This is a genomic window from Mycobacterium kyogaense, from assembly GCF_036946525.1.
Lineage (GTDB): Bacteria > Actinomycetota > Actinomycetes > Mycobacteriales > Mycobacteriaceae > Mycobacterium > Mycobacterium kyogaense_A.
Window position 1 is genome coordinate 125,511 of record NZ_JAQIIY010000013.1, and the last position, 22,708, is coordinate 148,218.

The following is a 22,708-nucleotide window of genomic DNA, read 5'->3' on the forward strand; positions in this document are numbered from 1 at the left end:
CGGAGCTCAGGGTTTCGGATGCGGAGAAGCAGGCGTGTGGTCGAACCGCACCCCGACGAGCTGTTCCGACAGCTCCCAGAGCCGGGCGGCCTCTGCGGCATCGCGCGCAGGCTTGTAGACCTCCTGCTCGGCTGGTGGGCCGGAAAGATGTTGAAAACCTTTCGGGCCGTACAGCTTTCCGCCGCGAGCGGCCGGATGCGTGGCGGCATGCAGCGCCGGGAGCATACCCTCATCGGCGGACCGGTTGACCAAGCCCAGCCGGGCTGCCACGCGAACGGCGCGAAGTCCCGGCGTGTCACGCTCGCGACCGAGCACCGGCTGCGCGGCGAGAAGGTTGGTCGGTGTCACGCCGGGGTGTGACGCGTTGCTGGTGATGCCCCACCCGTTCAACTCGCTTCGCCGGTTCAATTCGAGGGCGAACATCAGGTTGGCGATCTTGGACTGGCTGTACGCCTTGGATTCCGAGTAGGAGGACTCGAAGTCGAGGTCCGCCCAGTTGATCCCGTTGAACCGAGCCGAAACGCTGGTCTGCGTGGTCACCCGCGCCTGGCCTGCGGCCAACAACGGAAGAAGCCGCGCGGTGAGCGCGAAGTGCCCGAGATGATTGCTGCCCCACTGCAGTTCGAATCCGTCGGCGGTGGTCTGTCGGCTGGGCGGGCTCATGACACCGGCGTTGTTGATCAACACGTGGATGGGTCGTCCCTCGCTGATGCACTCACCGGCCAGGTCGGCGACGGACTGCAACGACGACAGGTCCAGCGCTTTCAGGGTCACGCGCGCCTGGGGAGTGGTGATGCGGATCCGATCGACGGCCCGCCGGCCTTTGTCGGCATTGCGCACCGGCAGGATCAGCTCCGCGCCGGCGGCTGCGAGTCGATCCGCGAGAGCGAGGCCGATCCCGTCACTTCCGCCGGTGATCATGATCAGTCGCCCTGTCATGGTGGGTACCGCCGCATGCTCGGGCGTGGCCATCTCGTTCTCCTCGTCAGGTGTGGGTGCAGTAGCGACGGTGTCACCTTTCCCGTGCGGTGTTCAGGACGCAGTTATCCCGGGAGTGCCCCTCCCTCCTTGCCGCCGCGTCAACCCGGGAAGGCCGCATCCACGCGTGCCTCCCGCATGTACGCCTCCGGATCGGAGCCCAACGCACAGAGTTTGGCATGACTGGGCGTCCCGGGTTCGGCGGTGAACACCAGCAATGTGTGCAGTTGTGTTGTGTCGTGCAGGATCTGGCACTGGAGGTCGAGTACGCCCAGCGTCGGATGGACGACACGCTTGGACAGTTCATGGGGGAGATCCACGTCGTGCTGCTCCCAGCGCGCGACGAACTCCGGGCTCCGCTCGAGCAGATCCTCGACGATCCGGGCCGTCCTGGAACCCGCCCCGTCGCGCACGAAACCCATCCGTGCGGCCGCGACATACGACCGCCCGATCTTCACGTGGTCGTCGACCGGATAGATGTTCCGGCTGCCCTCATCGGTGAACCATCGATACAGGACGCTTCGCGCCATCCCCTGGAATCGGGTCTCGTCGCCGAGCAGAGCCCGTGCGGCGGGGGGTCTGTACCAGCGTCTCCCCGAGAGCAGACATCACCTGCGCCGGAGTGTCGTGCAGTCGGTCCAGGATGCGCATCGTCGCGGGACTGACGTGATCGCTGACCGGCGTTCGGGCAGGTGCGTTGTGCCCCGCGAGGCGGAACAGGTGATCACGTTCGTCGAGGGACAGCCGCAGCGCTCGTGCCAGGGCGGCCACCACCTCTGCCGATGGTTGCGAGCCGCGTTGCTGCTCCATCCTGCTGTAGTAGTCCGTCGAGATCGCCGCGAGTGCCGCAACCTCCTCGCGACGCAATCCGGCGGTGCGCCGCCGCGAGCCGGCCGGCAACCCGACGTCGTCCGGCGTGAGTGCCTGGCGCCGGTGGCGTAGGAATTCGGCGAACTGGGCCTGCTCCATGTGGCCATTGTCCCGGACCCAGGCCTGCCGCGACTGCGAGCGTGTTCTACCCCGCGACCCAGGCGATTTTCAGGTTGGGCGGTGACAGTGGCGGTCATGTCGGAATCGTGCAATCGAGATACGTGACGGTGCCGAGTCAATCGGCGCGGTGGGTCACGACGGCGCGCCTGTTGCGGCGCATGGGCTTCGGCACCACCGGCGCCGCGGTGGATGCCGCGGTCGACGAGGATTGGTCCGCTCACGTCGACCGCGTGCTCACGGCCGATCCGGAGTCCGATCCCGGTGCGGTCGCCACACCGATGCCGACGTTCGACATCCTCGAACCACCCGGGAAATCGGCCTCTGTCGATGCGCGCAAGCAGTATCAGCGCGCGTTGGGGCGGCAGATGGATCGACTCGCGCAGTGGTGGCCGGCCCGTATGGCGGCCGTCAGCGAGCCCGTCGGGGGAAAAGCTGACCCTGCTGTGGCACAACCACTTCGCGACCTCGGCGGCGAAGGTGCGCACTGCGGCGTGGATGGCCGCCCAGAATCAGACGCTGCGAGCGCTGTGCCTCGGAGACTTCCGCACGCTGTCCTACGCGATGTTGACCGATTCGGCGATGCTCGACTGGCTCGACGCGCAGACCAACACTGCGCGTTCGGCCAACGAGAATCTCGCGCGGGAGTTCATGGAACTGTTCGCGCTCGGTCACGGCAACGGCTACACCGAAGGCGACGTCCGATCCGGGGCACGGGCACTGACGGGCTGGGTGGTGAACCGGGGCGGGGCACCCTCGATGGCAGCCAAGCGGCACGACAACGGCGTCAAGACACTTCTCGGGGTCACCGGCAACCTCGACGCCGCGCAGTTCTGCGATATCGTTTTGGCGCAACCACATTCGCCGACCTACGTGACCGGCAGACTCTGGAGTCAACTCGCCGGAGGCGATCCCTCGCCGGCCGCATCGGCGCGCCTCACCGCGGCCTACGGACCGAACCGAGACCTGCATGCACTGACCCGGGCGGTCCTCACCGATCCGGAGTTCGTGGCCGCCCGGCCGGCGATGGTGAACACGCCCGTCGAATGGCTCGTGGGGGTGGCCCGCTCGCTCGGGGTATCGCTGGCGACGGAAAAGACCTCTGCGGCAACGCAATCGGCGCTTCGGACTCTCGGGCAGCGGCCGTTCTACCCGCCCGATGTCGGGGGATGGCCGCACGGTCAGGTGTGGCTGACGACGGCCAGCACCTCGGTGCGGTTCTCGACGGCGTCGGCCCTGGCGGCGGGTGCCGACCTGTCCACCGTCGAGCAGGCGGCTCCCCGCGACCGGCTCGATGCCGTGGGCTACCTCATCGGCATCGGTGACTGGACCGATAGGAGCGCCACCGCACTGACGCCGCTGGCGTCGAACCCGCATCGGCTCGTCGCCGCCGCCGTCAACACACCCGAATACCTGACGTCCTAGGGAACAGAGGATGCCCGAGATCAACCGCAGGAAGTTCCTGCTCGCCAGCGCCGGGGTCGGTGCGCTCGGACTGCTCTCCGGAGCGGCGGCCGTCGAGTGGCCCGACCTGATGGCGGCGGCCCGCCGCCAGCCGCTCGCGAAGGGGAGTGGCATCGCCGTCATCGTGACGCTCTACGGCGGTAACGACGGCATCAACACGCTGATCCCGTACGCCGACAACGCCTATCACGACGCCCGGCCGGACTTGGCGTACGCACCGGCCGACGTGCTGCACCTCGACGACCGACTCGGCCTCAACCCCGCGATGACGGGGCTGCACGGGCTGTGGCAGGACGGTCATCTCGCGATCGTGCGCGGCGTGAGCTACCCCAAGCCGGACCACAGTCACTTCCGGTCCATGGACATCTGGCAGACGGCCTCTCCGAGCGAACCGGTGAGCACCGGCTGGGTGGGCCGATGGCTCGACAGCACCGGTGACGACCCGCTGCGGGCCGTCAACGTCGGCGCGGTCCTGCCGCCGATGGCCGTCGGGGAGCGGACCACCGCGGCCGCGCTGACCACGACGCGGTCTCACCCCGGCGACATCCACTCCGTCGTCGCCGCGCTGAGCGCGCCGGATCCCCGCGACACCGACGTCATGGCCGCAGTGGCCGCGTCCTACCGCGCGACCGGCACGGCGGACCGCACGTTCGCCCATCTCGGCGACACCCATCAGGGGGATGGCGCGTCCCTGAGCGCCCAACTCGACACGGTGGCCGCCGCCATCACCGCGGGCGTCCCGACCCGGCTCTACATGGTCTCCCTCGGCGGATTCGACACCCATGCCGACGAGCGCGGCACCCAACAGCGGCTGCTGCAGACCCTCGATCGCGCCCTCACCCCGTTCCTTCAGCGGATGGCCACCGACCAGCGCGGCCGCGACGTCGTCGTCATGGCGTACTCCGAATTCGGGCGCCGGGTACGGGCCAATGCCTCCCAGGGCACAGATCACGGGACGGCGGGACCGGTGTTCGTCGCGGGCGCCCCGGTGCGCGGCGGCTTCTACGGCGACGAACCCAGCCTCACCGATCTCGACGACGGAGATCTCAAGTACACGACCGATTTTCGCGACATCTACCAGGATGTGCTGGCCCGCGTCCTCGACGCCGATCCGACACCGGTGATCGGCGGAGGGCGCAGCGGCCTGCAGATCGTGTGACGCACAATGGCGGGTATGCGAATCGCGGTGTTGGGAACGGGCGCGATGGGCGCCGGCATGGCGCAGTCACTGCTGCGCGAGGACTTCGACGTGACGGTGTGGAACCGCACGCCGGCTCGGTCGGAACCGCTGGCCGACGACGGCGCGGTGGTCGCGCTGGACCCGGTGGCGGCCGTCGCCGACGCCGACGTCGTGATGGCGATGCTCTTCGACACCGAGTCGACGGTGTCGGTGATGGAGACGGTGCTGCCGCACCTGAATGACGGCGCGGTGTTCGTCCAGTGCGCGACCGTCGGGGTGGAGGGCGCTGCACAGACCGCGGCGCTGGCCGCCACGCACGGTGTCGCGTTTCTCGACTGCCCGGTCCTCGGCACGAAGGCACCCGCGGAGCAGGGCAAGCTCGTGATGCTGGCCTCCGGTGATCCTGCACTGCAGGAGCGGGTGCAGCCGGCGTTCGACGCGGTGGGGTCCAAGACCCTCTGGGTCGGTGACGAGCCGGGTGCGGGGTCCAAGCTCAAATTGGCGTGCAACGCGTGGATCGCCTCGATCGCCGCGGCGACCGCGCAGTCGATGGCGTTGGCCAAAGGCCTCGGCGTGGATCAACGCCAAGTGCTGGAGGCTCTCGACGGATCAGCGGCGAACTCGGCCTACCTGCAGATGAAGGGCACCGCGATCATCGAGGAGTCGTATGCGCCGCAGTTCAGCGTGGACGGCGTGCGCAAGGACACCGGACTCATCCGGGCCGCCCTCGCCGAGTCCGGGGTGTCCACGGCGCTCATCGACGGCGTCCGCGCGGTGTTCGACGGCGCGAGTACGGCTGGACACGGCGGCGACGACATGGCCGCGGTGTACTTCGGATTCTGAGCGGGCGACGGGAATCGAACCCGCGTAATCAGTTTGGAAGACTGAGGCTCTACCATTGAGCTACGCCCGCGTGTCACTGCAGCGCCGCTGCAGTACCGCCAGAGGATACCGGCCCCGCCCCTCGAGAATCCAATCGCCATCTGGATGTGGCTTCGCTGAGGTCAGGACGTAGGATCGCCGGTGGTCTGACGCTGCGCGTGAGCGTGACAGGCAGCCACGACCGGGGTGTAGCGCAGCTTGGTAGCGCATCCGCTTTGGGAGCGGAAGGCCGCAGGTTCAAATCCTGTCACCCCGACCAGTTCGACCCATCAGATGAAAGCAATAGAGGAGTACGAGAGTGAAGAGCACCGTCGAGAAGCTGAGCCCGACCCGGGTGCGCATCAACGTGGAGGTGCCCTTCACCGAACTCGAGCCAGAGATCGACAACGCCTTCAAGCAGCTTGCCAAGCAGGTCCGGCTGCCCGGTTTCCGGCCGGGTAAGGCCCCCCGCAAGCTTCTCGAGGCGCGCGTCGGCCGCGGCGCCGTGCTCGAGCAGGTCGTCAACGACGCGCTGCCCAGCCGCTACAGCGAGGCCATCACCTCGGAGTCGTTGCAGCCCATCGGCCAGCCCGAGATCGAGGTGACCAAGCTCGAGGACAACGAGGAGCTGGTGTTCACCGCCGAGGTGGACATCCGTCCCGAGATCGATCTGCCTGACCTGAGCACCCTCAAGGTCACTGTCGACCCGATCGCCGTCGAGGACTCCGACGTCGAGGCCGAGCTCGACTCGCTGCAGAAGCGGTTCGGCACGCTGACCGGTGTCGAGCGCGCCGCCGAGAACGGTGACTTCGTCTCCATCGATCTGTCGGCCACCGTCGACGGCGAGGACGTCCCGGAGGCTGCGACCGAGGGCTTGTCGCACGAGGTCGGTTCCGGCCAGCTCATCGACGGCCTCGACGAGGCGATCGTCGGGCTCACCGAGGGCGAGTCCGCGACGTTCACCACGACGCTGGTCGCCGGGGAGCACGCCGGGCAGGAGGCCGAGGTCACCGTCACCGTGAAGTCGGTCAAGACGCGCGAGCTGCCCGAGCTGGACGATGAATTCGCCCAGCTGGCAAGCGAATTCGACACCATCGACGAGCTCAAGGCCGACCTTCGCGAGAAGGTGGCCCGGGTCAAGCGCGTGCAGCAGGCCGAGGCCATCCGCGACAAGACCATCGAAGAGCTGCTCACCCTGGTCGAGGTGCCGCTGCCCGAGGCCGTCGTGCAGGCCCAGGTCGACGACACGCTGCACAACGCCATCCACGGGCTCGACCACGACGAGTCGAAGTTCGCCGACTCGCTCGTCGAGCAGGGCAGCAGCCGCGAGGAGTTCGACACCGAGAACCGCGCCAACGCGGAGAAGGCCATCAAGACGCAGCTGCTGATGGATGCCGTCGCCGACAAGCTCGACATCCAGGTGGGCCAGAACGACATCACCGAGCGGCTGGTGCTGATGTCGCGCCAGTACGGCATCGAGCCCCAGCAGTTGATCCAGATGCTGCAGCAGAACAATCAGCTGCCGGCGATGTTCGCCGACGTGCGTCGCGGGCTCACCGTCGCCGCCGTCGTGCACGGCGCGACCGTCACCGACACCGACGGCACCGAGATCGACACCACCGAGTTCTTCGGGCCTGCCGGTGACGCGGCCATCGCGGACGACGAGATCGAGGCCGGCGACGAGGCGACCGCCGAAACGGACACCGATAACGCCGACGACACCGACGTCACCGAGACATCCGGGGACGACGACACCAAGTGATGCTCTGAGCGAACGCGCGGCGTCTGGGGACTCCCCAGCGCCGCGGGTTGGTTAGTGTCGTGCATAAGACCGGTCACCGCGTCGGAAGTACACAGAAGAAAGCAGGTATCCAGTCGTGACTGACATGCGTGGCGCCTCGTCGGGCCTCAACCTTGTCGACTCGGTGTATGAGCGGTTGCTGGCCGAGCGCATCATCTTCCTGGGTTCACAGGTCGACGATGACATCGCCAACCGGCTGTGCGCCCAGATCCTGCTGCTGTCGGCCGAGGATCCCACCAAGGACATCCACCTCTACATCAACTCGCCCGGCGGCTCGATCAGCGCCGGCATGGCGATCTACGACACGATGGTGCTGGCCCCCTGCGACGTGGCGACCTACGCGATGGGTATGGCCGCATCGATGGGTGAGTTCCTGCTCGCCGCGGGCACCAAGGGCAAGCGCTACGCCCTGCCCCACGCCCGCATCCTGATGCACCAGCCGCTCGGAGGTATCACCGGCGGCGCCGCGGACATCGCGATCCAGGCCGAGCAGTTCGCCAGCATCAAGAAGGAGATGTTCCGCCTGAACGCGGAGTTCACCGGGCAGAGCATCGAGCGCATCGAGGCCGATTCCGATCGTGACCGGTGGTTCACGGCGCAGGAAGCGCTCGAATACGGCTTCGTCGATCACATCATCACCAGCGTCACCCTTAACGGTGACGGACCAGGAGCAGGAATCGACAAATGACCGACACATCGTCTTCTCACCCCGCGGACATCCACCCCGCTCTGGACCCGCGCGTGCAGCCGCAGGCCCGCTACATCCTGCCGTCGTTCATCGAGCACTCCAGCTTCGGCGTCAAGGAATCGAACCCGTACAACAAGCTGTTCGAGGAACGCATCATCTTCCTCGGTGTGCAGGTCGACGACGCGTCGGCGAACGACATCATGGCCCAGCTCCTGGTGCTCGAGTCGCTCGACCCTGATCGCGACATCACCATGTACATCAACTCCCCGGGTGGCTCGTTCACCTCGTTGATGGCGATCTACGACACCATGCAGTACGTGCGCGCCGACATCCAGACGGTGTGCCTGGGCCAGGCCGCGTCGGCCGCGGCGGTGCTGCTCGCAGCAGGCACGCCGGGTAAGCGTCTGGCCCTGCCGAACGCCCGCGTGCTCATCCATCAGCCCGCCCTCGGTGGTGTGATCCAGGGCCAGTTCTCCGATCTGGAGATCCAGGCCGCCGAGATCGAGCGCATGCGCACGCTGATGGAGGAGACCCTGTCGCGCCACACCGGCAAGCCGGCCGACGTGATCCGCAAGGACACCGACCGCGACAAGATCCTCACCGCTGAGGCTGCCAAGGACTACGGCATCATCGACACGGTGCTGCAGTACCGGAAGCTGTCGGCGCAGAACGCCTGACGCTCAGCCGTTGCTGTAGACCCTCGTCGGGGTCACCAGCACTGCGGTGCGCCGCTGCTCGCGCATCGTCGCGTCGTAGGCCTCCCAGTCGTCGTGGGTGCCGCCTGCGGCCGTGAAGATGTCGCGGAGCAGCTGCGCGAGCATCTGCTCCGAGTCGAGCCACGGCTGAGCATCGTCCGGACCGGCCAGCTCGGCGCGTCCCTCGACCGTCGCCCACCGCCATCCATCACGGAAGGTGACTGCCGTCTGCGGGCGCGCCCGCAGATTGGCCAGCTTCACCCGCCCGTAGGTGACGTACCCCAGCACCGGCTCTCCGGAGGCGGGGTGCGAGAGCGCGCCGGCGTTGATCAGCGATGCCTGGATCGTCAGATCGGCGCGCAGTGTCGACACCACGGCCAGGCCGTTCTGGGTGCGGGCCAGCGCGACGGCGTCGGTGAGGGTGGTCACCTCCACAGGCTACGACCGGCCCAAAAGTCCGCGGGTTGACATCGCGCGTGCCACCCTTGAGATCTACGTGCTCGTCAATATCCGAGGGGGAATCGTCGTGAAGAAGACTCTGCTGCTGACCCTGGCCGCTGCGGGCGCGGCGGCCCTCGCGCCTGGCCTCGCGCACGCTCAGGATCCGGTGTGCCCGGCGGGCACGTACTGGGACCCGGCAATCGCTCAGTGCGTCGCGGTCAACGTCTACGTCAACCCGCCCAACCCCGTCGTGGGTCCCGTCGGACCTGTCGGGGTGGGCGGCGTCGTCGGCCCCGTCGGACCCGGTCCGGTCGGCCCCGGACCCATCGGACCCGGCCCTCTGGGACCCGGTCGCTGACATGCCAGACGATCGTCGGCAGGGATGGGTACTCTCGGTCGAGTAACAGCGGCGACACGCCAGAGACACGGTGGTGCGTTCGGCGGCCTCACCGGACGGTCAGGCGATATGTTGACGCGACCACACGTGAATAACAGCGGCACTATTCGGCTTCATCGGTCGCATAGGGCCGGAAGATGCGGGTAGCGTCGGAAGCGTTGCGGTGCGACCCACCGAATGATCGATGTGCAACAGCAAGAGGAAGTAGGACCCCTGCACCATGGCACGCATTGGAGACGGCGGTGACCTGCTGAAGTGCTCGTTCTGCGGCAAGAGTCAGAAGCAGGTGAAGAAGCTCATCGCGGGACCGGGCGTCTACATCTGCGACGAGTGCATCGACCTGTGCAACGAGATCATCGAGGAAGAGCTCGCCGACGCTGACGACGTCAAACTCGACGAGCTACCCAAGCCTGCGGAGATCCGCGACTTCCTCGAGAGTTACGTCATCGGTCAGGACACTGCCAAGCGCACGCTCGCCGTGGCGGTGTACAACCACTACAAGCGCATCCAGGCGGGGGAGAAGAGCCGCGATTCGCGCTCGGAGCCGGTCGAGCTGGCCAAGTCCAACATCCTGATGCTCGGCCCCACCGGCTGCGGCAAGACCTACCTTGCGCAGACGCTGGCCAAGATGCTCAACGTGCCGTTCGCGATCGCCGACGCCACGGCGCTGACCGAGGCCGGCTACGTCGGCGAGGATGTTGAGAACATTCTGCTCAAGCTGATTCAGGCCGCCGACTACGACGTCAAGCGCGCCGAGACCGGCATCATCTACATCGACGAGGTCGACAAGATCGCCCGCAAGAGCGAGAACCCGTCGATCACCCGCGACGTGTCCGGTGAGGGCGTGCAGCAGGCGCTGCTGAAGATCCTCGAGGGCACGCAGGCGTCGGTGCCCCCGCAGGGCGGGCGCAAGCACCCGCATCAGGAGTTCATCCAGATCGACACCACGAATGTGTTGTTCATCGTGGCCGGTGCGTTCGCGGGCCTCGAGAAGATCGTGTCCGACCGCGTCGGCAAGCGCGGTCTGGGTTTCGGCGCCGAGGTGCATTCCAAGGCCGAGATCGACACCCAGGACCACTTCGCCGAGGTCATGCCGGAGGACCTGATCAAGTTCGGACTGATCCCGGAGTTCATCGGCCGTCTGCCGGTGGTGGCGTCGGTGACCAACCTGGACAAGGAATCGCTGGTGTCGATCCTGTCGACGCCGAAGAACGCCTTGGTCAAGCAGTACACCCGGTTGTTCGAGATGGACGGTGTGGAGCTCGAGTTCGCCGAAGATGCGTTGGATGCGATCGCCGATCAGGCCATCCACCGCGGCACCGGCGCCCGTGGCCTGCGCGCCATCATGGAAGAGGTCCTGCTGCCGGTGATGTACGACATCCCCAGCCGCGACGACGTCGCCAAGGTGGTCGTGACCAAGGAGACCGTCGAGGACAACGTGCTGCCGACGATCGTGCCGCGCAAGCCGTCACGCACCGAGCGCCGCGACAAGACTGCCTGACGACGATCGAGGTGCGAGGCGTCAGTTGATGACGCGGTCCGGCCGGGTGTAGACGTTCATCGAGTCGCCGCGCAGGAATGCCACGAGGGTCAGTCCCGACTGCGCGGCCAAATCCACCGCCAGCGATGACGGCGCTGACACCGCCGCCAGCATCGGGATACCGGCCATCACCGCTTTCTGGGTGAGTTCGAACGACGCCCGGCCGCTCACCAACAAGATCGTGCCGCCCAGCGGAACGCGATGTTGTTCGAGCGCCCAGCCGATGACCTTGTCGACGGCGTTGTGCCTTCCGATGTCCTCGCGCACGACGAGCGGCTGACCGTCGGCGGCGAACAGCCCGGCCCCGTGCAGTCCGCCGGTGGCGGCGAACACCTTCTGCCGACGGCGCAGCTCCGCGGGCATGTCCGCCAGCACGTCGGCCTCGACGGTCAACGGATCGTCGCCGGGGGCGTGCTTGCTGACCAACCGAACCGCCTCCAGGGAGGCCTTGCCGCACACCCCGCATGAGGACGTCGTGTAGAAGTTGCGCGTCGGGTCGACATCCGGCGGTGCGACGCCCGGCGTCAACGTCACGTCCAGGACGTTGTAGGAGTTCACACCGTCCTCGTCGGCGCCCCGGCAGTAGCGGACGGAAGCGATGTCCTCGCGGCCCGCGACCACACCCTCGGTGAGCAGGAAGCCCTGCGCCAGCTCGACGTCGGAACCGGGGGTGCGCATCGTGACCGTCAAAGGGCGACCATCGACGCGGATCTCCAGCGGTTCCTCGACGGCCAACGTCTCCGGGCGGGCGGTCGAGCCACCGGCCGTCACGTGATGCGCGCGCCGGCGAGAGGTCACTCGGCCCACGGACGTACCTCTCGTCGCGACATCCGTCCATTGTGGTCCGTTCGGGCAGCGAGGGCCACGACGGCTGTCCGGCGACGGTTGGTAACCGACGTTTTGCGGCGTTGACGTTCGCGTAACAGGATCGGCATCCGATGTTCCTACTGTTGGCCGGTCAATCGTCTGTGAAAAAAGAACGCGGACGACGCAGCGGATAAGGAAGTCCATTGAGCGGTAACTCGGTGCGCCTGCAGGCGATCAACAATGTCGAAGCGTATGTCCCGCCGGCCATCAGCTTCGATCCGACGGAGGCGCCCGGAGAGGTGTTCGGCTCGAACGTCTTCACCAAGGCGGAGATGCAGCTGCGGCTTCCCAAGTCGGTCTACAAGTCGGTGGTCGCCACCATCGAGAAGGGCGCCAAACTAGACCCTGCGGTGGCCGACTCCGTAGCCTCGGCCATGAAGGACTGGGCGCTGTCGCGGGGTGCCACCCACTACGCGCACGTGTTCTACCCGATGACCGGGCTGACCGCCGAGAAGCACGACAGCTTCCTCGAACCCGTCTCCGACGGCCAGACGCTGGCCGAGTTCGCCGGTAAGACGCTGATCCAGGGTGAACCCGACGCGTCGAGCTTCCCGTCGGGCGGCCTGCGCAGCACCTTCGAAGCGCGCGGCTACACCGGGTGGGACGTCACCAGCCCGGCCTACATCCTCGAGAACCCCAACGGCAACACGCTGTGCATCCCCACGGTGTTCGTGTCGATGACCGGCGAGGCGCTGGACTACAAGACCCCGCTGCTGCGTAGCCAGCAGGCGATGGGCACGCATGCTGAGCGCATCCTGAAACTGTTCGGCCACAAGAACTTCGACCACATCGTGTCGTTCTGCGGCCCCGAGCAGGAGTACTTCCTCGTCGACCGGCACTTCTTCCTCGCCCGGCCCGACCTGATCAACGCCGGCCGCACGCTGTTCGGCGCCAAGCCGCCCAAGGGCCAAGAGTTCGACGACCACTACTTCGGCTCGGTCCCCGAGCGGGTGCTGGGCTTCATGATGGACACCGAGCGTGAGCTGTTCAAGCTCGGCATTCCGGCCAAGACCCGGCACAACGAGGTCGCACCCGGACAGTTCGAGATCGCGCCGATGTTCGAGCGGGCCAACATCGCCGCCGATCACCAGCAGTTGCTGATGACGATCTTCCGCAATGTCGCCAAGAAGCACGGCATGGAGTGCCTGTTCCACGAGAAGCCGTTCGCCGGCGTCAACGGGTCGGGCAAGCACGTCAACTTCTCCATGGGCAACTCTCAATTCGGCAGCCTGCTGGTGCCGGGTGACACCCCGCACGAGAACGCCCAGTTCCTGGTGTTCTGCGCGGCGGTGATCCGCGCGGTGCACAAATTCGCGGGCCTGCTGCGGGTGTCGGTGGCCTCAGCCACCAACGATCATCGGCTGGGCGCGAACGAGGCTCCGCCGGCGATCATCTCGATCTTCCTCGGCGCGCAGTTGGCCGACGTGTTCGAGCAGATCGCCAAGGGCGCGGCGACCTCGTCGAAAGGCAAGGGGTCGATGATCATCGGCGTCGACACACTGCCCGAACTGCCCACCGATCCGGGTGACCGCAACCGCACCAGCCCGTTCGCGTTCACAGGCAACAGGTTCGAGTTCCGCGCGCCGGGCTCGGGGCAGACGATCAACGTGCCCATGATCATCCTGAACACGATCATGGCCGATTCGCTCGACTACATGGCGACGGTGCTCGAGGAGGCAGTCGGCGGCGGAGAAGACTTCGACCAGGCCGTGCAGAAGTTGCTGACCGAGATCATCACCGATCACGGCGCGGTCGTGTTCAACGGAGACGGCTACTCGGAGAACTGGCAGATCGAAGCCGCCGAGCGTGGCCTGCCGAACCTGAAGACGACGCTGGATGCGATCCCCGAGCTGATCAAGCCCGAGGCGGTGGAGGTCTTCGAGCGTTACGGGGTCTTCAACGAACGAGAGTTGCACAGCCGGTACGAGGTTCGGCTCGAGCAGTACGCGTTGACGGTCGGTGTGGAGGCCAAGCTCGCGCTCGAACTCGGCACGACGGTGATCCTGCCTGCGGCGGTGCGCTACCAGACGGAGTTGGCGCAGAACGTGGCCACACTGAAGGCGGCAGGCGTGTCGGCCGATACGACGATGCTGGAAACAGTGTCGGCCCCGATCGCCGAGCTGACCGCGGCACTGTCGGCGTTGAAGACGGGACTGGCCGACCACTCCGCCGAGTCCGCGCTCGACGAGGCCACGCACGCGCAGACGGTGCTGCTTCCCGCGATGGACGCGGTGCGCGCCGCCGCGGACACGTTGGAGGGCGTGGTCGCGGACGACCTGTGGCCGCTGCCGACCTACCAGGAGATGCTCTACATCCTCTGAGATAGCTGGTGACGGGGCACTTACTGCGACTGGGTCCGCACTCGGTCCGCAGTAAGTGCCTCGTTCAGCATCTGGGCCGCCGCACTACGGGTTCGGTCCTCAGCCTTCGGCCACAGGTGCGAATACGTGTTCAGCGTCAGTGATGCCGACCCGTGCCCGATAGCCCGCTGCACAGTCACCGGGTCGCATCCAGCGGCGATCAGCCCGGACGCGTAGAAGTGCCTCAAGTCGTGCAGCTTGAAGGCCACCCCGGCTTTCGTCTTGGTACGCCGCCACAGGTAATCAGCCGAGTTCTGATGTAACGGCACACCCTTGCTGTCCGTGAACATCCAGCGATCAGGGTCCTTCCCGGGGCAGTGAAGGCGCACGTGTTCCGACAGCATCGTCATTAGATCCTGCGGGATGTATACGGTCCGCTCGCTGCCGTACTTCGGTGGGCGGATGTCAACGCCGCCGCCGTTGGCTACCTGTACCTGCCGTTCAATCCGCACTTCGCGGCGCATGAAATCGATGTCGGAAACCTTCAGTCCACCAGCTTCACCCAGCCGCAGGCCGCCGAAGGCACAGAGTGCTACGAATGCTGCGAAGTGCTCCGGTGCGTGGTGCAATACGTCCCCAACCTGAGCCGTCGTCGGGATCACCATCGCCGCCTCAGCCCGACGCGTCCGGGGCAGCGTCACGGTCGCTGTCACATCGAAGGGGATGGCCCGGTCAGCGACAGCGGCGCGGATGGCGGCTCCGATGTGGTCAAACCGTGAGTGGATCGTGTTGGGCGCCAATGGCTTATCAACCATTGTCTTGACCCATCCTTGAATGTGGCTGGGCCGCAACCGCTCTAATGGCACGTTGCCAAACGTGACACACCCGATAGCTTGGTCGACCTTCTTCACGGTGCCGGGTGCCCACACCTGGGACTCACGCCAGGTGCCGAAGAACTCCGCGAACGTCTGCTTACCCGCCTTGTTGGCGTACTCTCCGCGTGCGACCGCCTTGAGGTGTGCATTCGCCGCCTTCTCTGCCGCGAAGCTGGCTGCGCGTTCGTTGCCGTCGTCGTCTACCCATCGGGCGCGGTATCGCTTGCCCTGCCCGCTGCGGGCCTTGGGCTGGTTGTCGTCATCGAACCAGCGGTCCTCGATGTAGCCAAGGTCGCTGGGGTTGCGCTTCGCCATGGGCAGAGGATACGCCCAGCCGTTTGCTTGGCAGCGCTAACAGTTTGGCGATAAGCGCAGGTCATCGGACCGCTAATCGGACGCATGATGTAAGCACTATGGAATCCACAACAGCACATCAACATTCAAACGACCGCCTCCTCTTCACATCCGAAGTAGCCCACAAGTACGGGTTCTCCGAACCCACGCTTCGGTGGTACCGCAGCATGGGTATCGGTCCCAAAAGTTGGAAAGCGGGGCGCAGGGTCCGCTACCGCGAGTCCGATGTTTTGGAATGGCTGGCAGCACAGGAGAGCAAGAGCGCACGCGGTGGTGTCGCGTGATGTCTGCCGCTACTGACGTCGACGCCGGGACAAAGGCTGACGGCTTTACCAGCGGAATCGGGTGTGTAGCGGATGTAGCGGACGCCTTGAGTCGGTGCGACGTCCTCGACGCTGTGGACCGGTTCTTGAGTAGGTTCATTGCTTACCCAAATGATCACGCTCGATGCGCCCATGTTCTCTGGCTTGCTCACTCGTGGCGCATGGATTGCTGGGACTCGACTCCGCGCTTGGCCTTCATTTCACCAGAGAAGGGGACCGGAAAGACACGGGCTCTTGAAGTGAGTGAGTATTTGGTGCCCCGTGGTCTGCTGGTATCAAGCGCCACAACAGGATACGTCCTCGCTCAGGTGTCACGCAGTCCCGCGCCCACCCTGCTTTACGACGAGATTGACACCGTTTACGGGCGAAACGCCAAGGGAAACGAAGACTTGCGTGCGCTTCTCAACTCCGGGCATCGCCGCAGCGGTAAGGCGGGCCGGGGGTCGTGGAATAACGGGTCACTGGAGGCCAAGCAATTCTCCTCGTACTGTGCTGTGGCAGTTGCGGGACTGCACTCACTGCCGGACACCATTGCGGACCGGTCAGTCATCGTGCGGATGCGCCGACGAGCAGGCCATGAACGTGTCGAGCCTTGGCGTGACCGAGTGAACGGACCAGAAGCCCGGAAGCTGGGCCAGTCCTTGGCGCACTGGACGCAGTCAGCCGACTTCTCGTTGCCCGACGACATGCCCGTCAGCGACCGTTCTGCTGACGTGTGGGAACCTCTGATCGCGGTTGCGGACGTCGCCAGCGGGCGTTGGCCGGATCTGGCGCGGGATGCTGCGGTGGCAATCGTTCGCGGTTCTCGCGACGACACAACAAGCACCGGTGTTCAGTTGCTACGAGATCTACGACTTGTGTTCCGCGATAGGCGCAAACTGCCTACATCGCGGATCTTGACAGAACTACACGGTATGCCCGAATCACCCTGGGGGAACTACCACTACAACGGCAACGCACTCTCCGCGAGGGATTTGTCCACCCTTCTCAGGCGGTACGACGTCGGGTCGAAGAACATCCGCCAAGGTGACGAGATTGTCAAGGGGTATGACGTTGCAGATCTGGCCGATGCTTGGAACCGCTATGTGCCGGAGGCCGCTACATCCGCTACATCCGCTACATCCGCTACGGCGTAGTGAGGCCATGGTGACTAGCGACGCCAAATCCGGCCAACGATGCCATATTCCGGGTTGCGACAAGCCCATCGGCTCACGCGGGCTGTGCGCAATGCACTACAAGCGATGGCAACGTCATGGGAATCCCAACACGGTGCACGATTTGAAGCTGTTCAAACCCGGCGCAGCACATCCCTATTGGTCAGGCCGAACGCCCAGCTATATTGCGGCCCACACTCGGCTACGTCGTAGTCGAGGACCAGCAGCGAATCATCCGTGCGTTGACTGTGGCGAACCTGCTCGGGAATGGAGCTATGATCACGCGGACCCTGGCCAGGTGAGTGACTACGTCAGGACCTCACGAGGCGAATGGACCCTCGTGGCCTACAGCGTGAATCCTTCTCATTACCAGCCACGATGCAACAGTTGCCATCAGCGCTTGGACAAAACCTCCGGCTCAAAATCGGTCTAGGGGGATACGGCGCTGAGGCACTGGTGTCCAGCTCTGATGTCGGGAGGGGTTACCCCCCAGGCAAGGTTGATGGCAACCGCTCTCTCTAGTGAGCGGTGTTGTGCCAGTCGAGTAGCGACCTGATCGCCGACGCCATGCCTGTGTCGGCTTCCAATACACGCTCGGAAGTCGCAACCCATTCGTCCCAACGCGCGAGAGCGTCCGTGAGCGCGAGTAGAAGGTCAGTAGGGATCCTGCTCTCGCCCCCTGATTCCGGCATCGCATCGAGGTTCGGATCTGAAGTCTTGATATTCAGATTGACTCTGCTGGTAGTGACCTTGCGAACCGCTGTATCCATCTTCTCAACCATGGCGGAAAGGTCGTCGAATATCGCCAAGACCTCGTCCTGACTTAAACGGATCGCGTTGTCGGGCAGCAGATCATCACGACCTCCAAACCGCCGGCGGAGCTCATCAGTACGAAGTTCGCCCCTTTGATGCGTGAGAATGTTTCGGATGCGTCGTATGGTCTTCATACGATTCGTCTCGACCTTCACCGCCATGTGCCGTCGCCAAAACGATGTAAGGGCATCCCAATCCGGTGACCGGCCGCCCTCAGTGCTCCATTTCAGGCCCTGGCTTCGCAGTGCTTCATGGGTCACCTTGTCGAAATAGACCTCGAACGCCGACACCGCGTCACGGACGAGGAGCCCATGAAGTAGCCAGTCGTAGAGCATCGGCCACAAGCCGTCCGTTTCTTCAAAGAAGATGTCAGCCTGGTCAGGCCCGTCTGGATCTCCTGGCCGCTCGCCAATTTCCGCCCATAATTCCTCGAACCCGGGATCCACCCATCTGTGTGTGAGTTTCAGGAATGCCCGCAAGTGTTCATCGGCCTCGCTCCACTCAAATCGAGCGTGCGTCCATGGCGGCAGCTTTAGAATCCGGGGTCCGTCTGCAGCCGAGTCAGTCATTTGCGGCACCGTCTTCGTTGGCGAGGACTCGGTACACCGTCGCACGGCTGACTCCGAGCGCTTCCGCGATGGTGGTGACTGGCTCGCCGTTCGCTTGCATCCTCCGAGCCAGCGCAGCTTTCTTGTCATCCAAGGCCTTTGGGCGTCCGATGTGCTGCCCCCTCGCCCTGCGTGCGTCTCGCGCTGCTGTGCGACGTTCACGTCCTAGCTCAAGTTCAAGCTCTGCGAGGCTTGCGAGGACTCCTGCGATCATGCGGCCAGTCGCATTGGATGTATCGATGCCTTCACGGAGCGAACGGAGCATGATCCCGCGCTCGCCTAGATCCCGGATCGTTGTCATGACCTCTGCCGCGTTTCTACCCAGGTGGTCAATGCCGACAACCACAAGGGCGTCCCCGTCGCGGGCGTAGTCCAAGAGAGCGGCGAGTCCCGGTCGCTGTTCGCGGGTCGACGTACCGCTGAGCTTGTCGTTGTAAATGCGGCTGGGGTCGACGCCCGCTGCAGTCAGTGCGTCGAACTGTTGATCCAGCGACTGATGGCTGGTGCTCACCCGGGCATAGCCCAATTGGACTCCGGTGATCGTGGAGGCGGTGGATGTTGGCATGTCGCAAAAGTATCAGAAGTCTTTGTTATGCGAACCTCGTTTTGGAGGAATTTTTGCGACGATACGAGCAGGAAGTCTCAGTGGTACGGGATGACTCGCGGTCAGGTGTCCGAAACTAAAGTTCTGAGACGCAAAGTGAGGATTGTCAGATCCAAGCGAACAGACCGCGCGTGGTCAGCCGGGTCTAACAGGAATTCATGAAGTGGAGCGACACCCTCTTTCTGATGCGTAATCATCTTGGGTGCGCTTGGCAGACGTCTGGTACACGTTTGAGGGATGGAAGGTGAAGGCCGCAGGTGATTGAACGACAGCAGAGCATCGCCGCCACCCTGGCGGACCGTAGTCCGCGCCTTGCCGGCATGTACCGGACCGCGCTGCGGGAACTGGAGGGTGCAGCGGAGGAAGGGTGTGAATCAGCTCGGATTTCAGTAATTTGCCATTGTATGCGTGAATTAATGAACGGCTTGCCTGCGGCGCTCAAGGTCGACACTATCCCAAGGCCAAATCCGTCTTCTGGTTCTCTCACGAATAAATTGCCGAGACTGCTGCGGGAAAATCCAGAGGTAGACCTGTCGGCCGATCAAGACATAATACCGCTACCCAAAGCTGTGGCTCAGGCGATTAATTCGATCATTACTGCTGCTGCTCAAGAAGACAGTCGGAACAAGCTAAATGCTGCTTCGCTGGTTACCGGTGAGAAAGACAAAAATCACCCGGCCGTAAGACAATGGGATCAGGCGTACCAATTTTTCGTTGGATGGACGCACATTGACCGTAATCACGACGCGGAGAGGCCTCTGCCCTCTGACGCTGACCTGTTAGCCAACATCAGGGTCGTCGAGGACGTTATCGAAGTCCGGACTGGTGTCTTCTTCGAGAATCTAAGGGCCTTGAACCCCTTGCTTGATGACATCAATGCTCTGGTAGATGAGGAGGAGGAGTGACATCCCGGTTCAAAGCGCCCAACGATGAGCAGGTTAAGGAAGTTTTGCGCAGGATTCCCACCCTGCAGCTTAGGCGCGCATTCTTTGAAGGCATCAAAAACCCACTTTGGGTGAAGCCCCTTGCAGAACACGGAATATTCAGCAACCCTCCTGAGCCGGAAGTGACCGATGATGGGTTGGTCCGAGACGTCTACTGGCCAGAGATCGATTATCTGATTCGTGCTGCTCCCGATGTGCCGGAAGCAGTGGTTGACGTGCTACTCAAACTTGGTAAAAGTAACAACGCTTGGGTTCGGCGAGGTGCATTCGCGATTGGCGCAGCGATCCCAGCTGAACAAGCTGCGCGTTTAGAGCCTCTGTTCAAGTCGTGGAAGTCAACTGGGATGGGATGGCGGACTGATCCGCGAGACCTAGTGGCTGTGGCGGCAAATTTGTTTCAAGGCGGGCAGACTGAGGCCGGCAAGTGGTTAGCCGGGGTGATCTTCAGGCCGACCCCAGGGAAAGATCGTCTTAAGCCCGCAACCACTATCGAGGACTATTGGTATGAGTTAGGGCTCTCAAAACTGGTTGCGGCGATCGGAAACGACGGCCTCGCGGTCGTTTTGCCATGGCTTGTCAAGTACGAGCGTATCGCCGGAAAGCTGAAGAAGGATTACGACAACACTCACTTTTCGCGGGAGTCCGTACGCAAACGCACCCACGACCACGAAGACGTCGAGCAGGCGTTGATCGAGGCGGTAAGAGATCTGGCGATCAGGGCGATGTTGGTTGATGCGGCAGGTGCTACCGGCACACTGTTGCAAACCAACATGCTCCTTGGGCGGAAGCTCGCCCTGTTCTCGCTCGGCGAAGCGATCCGCCAAACCGACGGTGCTGACCCGCACATGATTGAGCTTCTGGACTCGGCGCGCACCCTGCTATTTGACGAACTTTCACTTCATTATTCGTGTCGAATTGACTACGCGGAGCTAGCGCGTGCTGTCGCCAACGTTTCGCCGAGAGTGCTTGATGACCTTCCTGGTTTCATCGAGCGAGGCTGTCTGGCCGAGAGTGATCGGCGAAGAGAACAGTTGCGCGGCGACGGCGAGGAGTCCGCCGATATCGACGAGCAAGTTCAGGAATACGGCAACCTGTGGAAACACAGTTGGTTGTCTGCTATTGGCCGCGAAGCATTGCCAGCGCAGCTGCAGGCGACCTTGGCGGATCTCGATCGCAGCTACGGAGTCATCGATGCACCACTAGAACCGGCCCCAATTGTCTGGAGCTGGTCGGGGCCGAATAGCCCTCTGCGCCAAGATGATATGGCAGCGATGAGTGCTACGGAGTTAATCAACCACCTTGAAAGTTGGCACGACGCCGGCGATGGATGGGGTCCTGAGCCTTCGCATGAGGGGCAAGGTCGCGCATTGACCGCCCTTCTGACAGCGAGTCCGAAAGCGGTTGCGGGGGTGGGCAACCTTGTCGATCGGCTGCGGCCTACCTACTTGAGGGCGATCGTTAGTGGGTGGCGGGACGCCGCGAAAGCTGGCATTGAGCCAGATTGGACACAGCTTATTGAGGTAATTGGGGGCATCCTAGAACATGACGATCAGTCTCCTTTCCCTCCAGAGGGCGGACATGGAGACGACGATCCCGACTTTCGCTCCGCCAAACAAGCTGCCGTAGGACTTCTCGAACAGTTGGCTAAGCCGCAGTCCAAACTTGTGATTCCTGAGGGAGTAATGCCTCAGGTCGCCGAGCTGATCATTGAATCCTTCTCAGACGAAATAGCTTGGGACGAGTACATCGCGAGCGCCGGCAACACTGGGATGGATGCCTTCACAACGTCGCTTAATTGGCAGTGGCCGATGGGGATACGCGGATTGATCTACTTGATGGCCCACGGCACGGACACCATCTGGTACCAATCGGCGAGGTCCACTCTAATGCGAGAGCTATCGCGGGACGATATCCACGGCGCGTCGAGCGCCGCCGTGGGCGAAGGGGTGGGACGGCTGCTGATGACCGACCCAGAGTGGTTGGAAACACATGCGTCTGAGTTCTTTGGCTCAGAAGTTGGGTTGTCGACCCAGCAGCAAATCGCCCTCACCACGGCAATCACCACCCATCATTACAACGTTTCAATCTTTAAACTGCTCTCCTCATCGATGACTGGAGCAATCCGGCTTGAGCAGCCGGTAGTTGCCGGATGGCGTACGCAGTTTGATCCGCTCCAGCGGATCGGTGACTGGGTCATTAACGCAATTATCCGGGGACACAACACGATCGAGGAGAGCCCTGCTCGCGAGTTCTTCTCTGTCGTCCCACCCAAGGTCCGTGGTGATGCCATCGGCCATCTTGGTTGGGCACTCACGCACGCACAGGTCGTTGATGACCCAATCCGGGACCGGCTCGCACAACTTTGGGACTCTCGGGTTGCCCATGTACAAGATAAGCCTGATGACCGGGAGGAGCTCGCAGAGTTCTGCTGGTTCGTGAAGTGCCACAAGTTCGGGGTGGAATGGTGGCTTCCGCGCTTAAAGCAGGCGATAGAGCTGTGCCCAGATGTTAGGTCGGAATCCCACATGATTGGCAAGGAGATTGCCTTTGCGGCTGACCTCGATCCGCATGCGGCGCTTGAAGTCTTGAAGATGTTGCTTGAGGGCCAAGACGAGTCGGGACTGGTAACTTTCGAGCTCATGCAGGACGCCGTGCCGACCGTAATTGCGCGAGCGATTGCGTCAGGCGATGAGAGCCTGAAACAAGACGCCATGAACTACATGAACGAGCTCGGAGAGAAGGGGAATTTCTCGCTTGAGGCAGAAGTAGCGAAGTTTCTCTGACTCGGCAGTCGCGCCTGTGGAGAACTGAGAGACGACTGATCTGGAGCTCCA

19 protein-coding genes, 2 tRNA genes and 1 pseudogene are annotated in these 22,708 nt (G+C 63.8%); 14 read left to right on the top strand and 8 right to left on the bottom strand.

Annotated elements, in window-relative coordinates; genetic code table 11:
- Positions 1-6: 6 nt before the first annotated feature.
- Together PGN37_RS12170 and PGN37_RS12175 are read right to left on the bottom strand one after the other, a co-directional pair.
- Positions 7-972: an SDR family oxidoreductase gene (locus PGN37_RS12170; RefSeq protein ID WP_335331280.1), complete on the bottom strand. Its 966-nt coding sequence runs from the start codon at positions 970-972 to the stop codon at positions 7-9.
- Between the two features lie 107 nt (positions 973-1,079).
- Positions 1,080-1,947: pseudogene (locus tag PGN37_RS12175) on the bottom strand (helix-turn-helix transcriptional regulator).
- Positions 1,948-2,295: 348 nt separating this feature from the next.
- Here PGN37_RS12175 and PGN37_RS12180 point away from each other — a divergent pair.
- From PGN37_RS12180 to PGN37_RS12190, 3 genes are read left to right on the top strand one after another with little or no spacing between them, the layout of a single operon-like run.
- Positions 2,296-3,390, top strand: coding sequence for a DUF1800 family protein (locus PGN37_RS12180; protein WP_335331281.1), 1,095 nt, complete (start codon positions 2,296-2,298; stop codon positions 3,388-3,390).
- A gap of 10 nt (positions 3,391-3,400) precedes the next feature.
- Positions 3,401-4,588: a DUF1501 domain-containing protein gene (locus PGN37_RS12185; RefSeq protein WP_335331282.1), complete on the top strand. Its 1,188-nt coding sequence runs from the start codon at positions 3,401-3,403 to the stop codon at positions 4,586-4,588.
- A gap of 15 nt (positions 4,589-4,603) precedes the next feature.
- Complete coding sequence (locus PGN37_RS12190; RefSeq protein WP_335331283.1) at positions 4,604-5,452, top strand: NAD(P)-dependent oxidoreductase; 849 nt, start codon at positions 4,604-4,606, stop codon at positions 5,450-5,452.
- Here PGN37_RS12190 and PGN37_RS12195 read toward each other — a convergent pair.
- A tRNA-Gly gene (locus PGN37_RS12195) sits at positions 5,452-5,522 on the bottom strand. The genes PGN37_RS12190 and PGN37_RS12195 overlap by 1 nt on opposite strands.
- A 151-nt stretch (positions 5,523-5,673) precedes the next feature.
- Between PGN37_RS12195 and PGN37_RS12200 the strand changes: the two genes are divergently transcribed.
- From PGN37_RS12200 to PGN37_RS12215, 4 genes are all read left to right on the top strand, one after another.
- Positions 5,674-5,750 (top strand) — tRNA-Pro (locus PGN37_RS12200).
- A gap of 39 nt (positions 5,751-5,789) precedes the next feature.
- Positions 5,790-7,232, top strand: coding sequence for a trigger factor (gene tig, locus PGN37_RS12205; RefSeq protein WP_335331284.1), 1,443 nt, complete (start codon positions 5,790-5,792; stop codon positions 7,230-7,232).
- Positions 7,233-7,347: 115 nt separating this feature from the next.
- Entirely contained in the window at positions 7,348-7,959 is a 612-nt protein-coding gene (locus PGN37_RS12210; protein ID WP_111509492.1) for an ATP-dependent Clp protease proteolytic subunit, read from the top strand.
- Positions 7,956-8,636, top strand: coding sequence for an ATP-dependent Clp protease proteolytic subunit (locus PGN37_RS12215; protein WP_335331285.1), 681 nt, complete (start codon positions 7,956-7,958; stop codon positions 8,634-8,636). The genes PGN37_RS12210 and PGN37_RS12215 overlap by 4 nt, the downstream gene beginning before the upstream one ends.
- Before the next feature lie 3 nt (positions 8,637-8,639).
- Here the strand turns inward: PGN37_RS12215 and PGN37_RS12220 are convergent, their stop codons facing one another.
- The gene (locus PGN37_RS12220; protein WP_335331286.1) at positions 8,640-9,083 is read right to left on the bottom strand and encodes a TIGR03618 family F420-dependent PPOX class oxidoreductase; all 444 of its coding nucleotides are present in this window, start codon (positions 9,081-9,083) and stop codon (positions 8,640-8,642) included.
- Positions 9,084-9,180: 97 nt separating this feature from the next.
- On the opposite strand from PGN37_RS12220, the gene PGN37_RS12225 reads away from it, so the two are divergent.
- Positions 9,181-9,453, top strand: a complete 273-nt coding sequence (locus PGN37_RS12225) for a hypothetical protein (protein WP_335331287.1) — start codon at positions 9,181-9,183, stop codon at positions 9,451-9,453.
- 259 nt (positions 9,454-9,712) lie between these two features.
- On the top strand, positions 9,713-10,993 hold the full coding sequence (gene clpX / locus PGN37_RS12230; RefSeq protein WP_046364531.1) for an ATP-dependent Clp protease ATP-binding subunit ClpX: 1,281 nt from the start codon (positions 9,713-9,715) through the stop codon (positions 10,991-10,993).
- Positions 10,994-11,014: 21 nt separating this feature from the next.
- On the opposite strand, the gene fdhD is transcribed toward clpX, so the two are convergent.
- The gene (gene fdhD, locus PGN37_RS12235; RefSeq protein WP_335331288.1) at positions 11,015-11,839 is read right to left on the bottom strand and encodes a formate dehydrogenase accessory sulfurtransferase FdhD; all 825 of its coding nucleotides are present in this window, start codon (positions 11,837-11,839) and stop codon (positions 11,015-11,017) included.
- Positions 11,840-12,042: 203 nt separating this feature from the next.
- On the opposite strand from fdhD, the gene PGN37_RS12240 reads away from it, so the two are divergent.
- Positions 12,043-14,220 carry a glutamine synthetase III family protein gene (locus PGN37_RS12240; RefSeq protein ID WP_335331289.1) on the top strand — a complete coding sequence of 726 codons (2,178 nt, stop codon included), beginning with the start codon at positions 12,043-12,045 and terminating at the stop codon, positions 14,218-14,220.
- Between the two features lie 20 nt (positions 14,221-14,240).
- Here PGN37_RS12240 and PGN37_RS12245 read toward each other — a convergent pair whose 3' ends face one another.
- Positions 14,241-15,389: a tyrosine-type recombinase/integrase gene (locus PGN37_RS12245; RefSeq protein WP_335331290.1), complete on the bottom strand. Its 1,149-nt coding sequence runs from the start codon at positions 15,387-15,389 to the stop codon at positions 14,241-14,243.
- A gap of 98 nt (positions 15,390-15,487) precedes the next feature.
- Here PGN37_RS12245 and PGN37_RS12250 point away from each other — a divergent pair, with 98 nt between their 5' ends.
- A complete protein-coding gene (locus tag PGN37_RS12250; RefSeq protein WP_335331291.1) occupies positions 15,488-15,712 on the top strand; it encodes a helix-turn-helix transcriptional regulator in 225 nt (74 codons plus the stop codon).
- Positions 15,713-16,308: 596 nt separating this feature from the next.
- Positions 16,309-16,887 carry a DUF3631 domain-containing protein gene (locus PGN37_RS27310; protein WP_442932915.1) on the top strand — a complete coding sequence of 193 codons (579 nt, stop codon included), beginning with the start codon at positions 16,309-16,311 and terminating at the stop codon, positions 16,885-16,887.
- 536 nt (positions 16,888-17,423) lie between these two features.
- Here the strand turns inward: PGN37_RS27310 and PGN37_RS12255 are convergent.
- Complete coding sequence (locus PGN37_RS12255; RefSeq protein ID WP_335331292.1) at positions 17,424-18,164, bottom strand: hypothetical protein; 741 nt, start codon at positions 18,162-18,164, stop codon at positions 17,424-17,426.
- A gap of 115 nt (positions 18,165-18,279) precedes the next feature.
- Complete coding sequence (locus PGN37_RS12260) at positions 18,280-18,891, bottom strand: recombinase family protein (RefSeq protein ID WP_335331293.1); 612 nt, start codon at positions 18,889-18,891, stop codon at positions 18,280-18,282.
- 296 nt (positions 18,892-19,187) lie between these two features.
- Here PGN37_RS12260 and PGN37_RS12265 point away from each other — a divergent pair, with 296 nt between their 5' ends.
- Together PGN37_RS12265 and PGN37_RS12270 are read left to right on the top strand one after the other, a co-directional pair.
- Complete coding sequence (locus tag PGN37_RS12265) at positions 19,188-19,835, top strand: hypothetical protein (protein WP_335331294.1); 648 nt, start codon at positions 19,188-19,190, stop codon at positions 19,833-19,835.
- A complete protein-coding gene (locus tag PGN37_RS12270) occupies positions 19,832-22,657 on the top strand; it encodes a hypothetical protein (protein WP_335331295.1) in 2,826 nt (941 codons plus the stop codon). Before PGN37_RS12265 ends, PGN37_RS12270 begins: the two co-directional genes overlap by 4 nt.
- Positions 22,658-22,708: the final 51 nt, after the last annotated feature.

What these genes read in the sequence shown, in the direction of transcription:
- PGN37_RS12170 (WP_335331280.1), bottom strand. Translation starts at nt 972, where the DNA reads ATGGCCACGCCCGAGCATGCGGCGGTACCCACCATGACAGGGCGACTG.
- PGN37_RS12180 (WP_335331281.1), top strand. Translation starts at nt 2,296, where the DNA reads ATGCGCGCAAGCAGTATCAGCGCGCGTTGGGGCGGCAGATGGATCGAC.
- PGN37_RS12185 (WP_335331282.1), top strand. Translation starts at nt 3,401, where the DNA reads ATGCCCGAGATCAACCGCAGGAAGTTCCTGCTCGCCAGCGCCGGGGTC.
- PGN37_RS12190 (WP_335331283.1), top strand. Translation starts at nt 4,604, where the DNA reads ATGCGAATCGCGGTGTTGGGAACGGGCGCGATGGGCGCCGGCATGGCG.
- PGN37_RS12215 (WP_335331285.1), top strand. Translation starts at nt 7,956, where the DNA reads ATGACCGACACATCGTCTTCTCACCCCGCGGACATCCACCCCGCTCTG.
- clpX (WP_046364531.1), top strand. Translation starts at nt 9,713, where the DNA reads ATGGCACGCATTGGAGACGGCGGTGACCTGCTGAAGTGCTCGTTCTGC.
- PGN37_RS12245 (WP_335331290.1), bottom strand. Translation starts at nt 15,389, where the DNA reads ATGGCGAAGCGCAACCCCAGCGACCTTGGCTACATCGAGGACCGCTGG.
- PGN37_RS12250 (WP_335331291.1), top strand. Translation starts at nt 15,488, where the DNA reads ATGGAATCCACAACAGCACATCAACATTCAAACGACCGCCTCCTCTTC.
- PGN37_RS27310 (WP_442932915.1), top strand. Translation starts at nt 16,309, where the DNA reads ATGCGCCGACGAGCAGGCCATGAACGTGTCGAGCCTTGGCGTGACCGA.
- PGN37_RS12260 (WP_335331293.1), bottom strand. Translation starts at nt 18,891, where the DNA reads ATGCCAACATCCACCGCCTCCACGATCACCGGAGTCCAATTGGGCTAT.